The following is an 874-nucleotide window of genomic DNA, read 5'->3' as shown; positions in this document are numbered from 1 at the left end:
CTAGTCGATGCGGGCGGGGTCGGCGGTGCCGTGGGCAACCGAAGGCGTTTGAGCGCCATCGCGTTGACGGCGACGATGAGGCTGGAGCCGGACATGGACAAGGCGGCGATTTCCGGGCGGAGGGTGAGGCCTAGGGCGGGTTCGAAGACGCCCGCGGCGATGGGCAGGGCGATGGTGTTGTACCCGACCGCCCAGCCGAGGTTTTGGCGCATCTTGCGCAGAGTGCCGCGCCCGATCTGTAGTGCGGTGGGCACGTCGAGTGGATCCGAGCGCATGAGCACGACATCGGCGGTTTCGATGGCGACGTCGGTGCCCGCGCCGATCGCGATGCCGAGATCGGCCTGGGCGAGGGCGGGGGCGTCGTTGACGCCGTCGCCGACCATGGCGACTTTGCGGCCGTCGCGCTGCAGTTCAGCGATCTTGGCGGCCTTGTCGCCGGGCAGGACTTCGGCGATGACGGTGTCGATGCCCATCGCGGCGGCGATGCGTTCGGCGGTGGCCTGGTTGTCGCCGGTGAGCATGACCACCTCCACGCCGAGTTCACGCAGCGCAGCCACTGCGGCTGCGGAGGTGTCGCGCGGTGCGTCGGCGATACCGATCACCGCGGCGGTGGTGCCGTCGATCGCGGCCAGTACCGCGGTGTGTCCGGTCGCGGCGAGCCGGTCACGCTCGACCGCCAACCCGCCCAATGCGATGTCCTCCCGTTCGAGCAATCGCCGATTGCCGACCACCACCCGATGTCCGTCGACCGTGGCGATGGCGCCGTGGCCGGGGACGTTCTCGAACCGCTCGGCATGCGCACCGTTGGCGCCGTGGGATGCGGCGTGGCGCACGATCGCTTCGGCCAGGGGATGTTCGGATTCACGCTCAACCG

The 874-nt window shown here is 69.8% G+C and carries 1 protein-coding gene; it reads right to left on the bottom strand.

Features of this window, described 5'->3' with window-relative positions; all coding sequences use genetic code 11:
• Positions 1–874 (bottom strand): HAD-IC family P-type ATPase (locus ON34_RS00005; RefSeq protein ID WP_040772563.1); only part of this gene is annotated, 874 nt, incomplete at both ends.

Source organism: Nocardia pneumoniae NBRC 100136 (assembly GCF_000308755.1).
In the GTDB taxonomy this organism is placed as follows: Bacteria; Actinomycetota; Actinomycetes; order Mycobacteriales; family Mycobacteriaceae; genus Nocardia; species Nocardia pneumoniae.
This window is presented reverse-complemented; position numbering and strand designations above follow the sequence as displayed.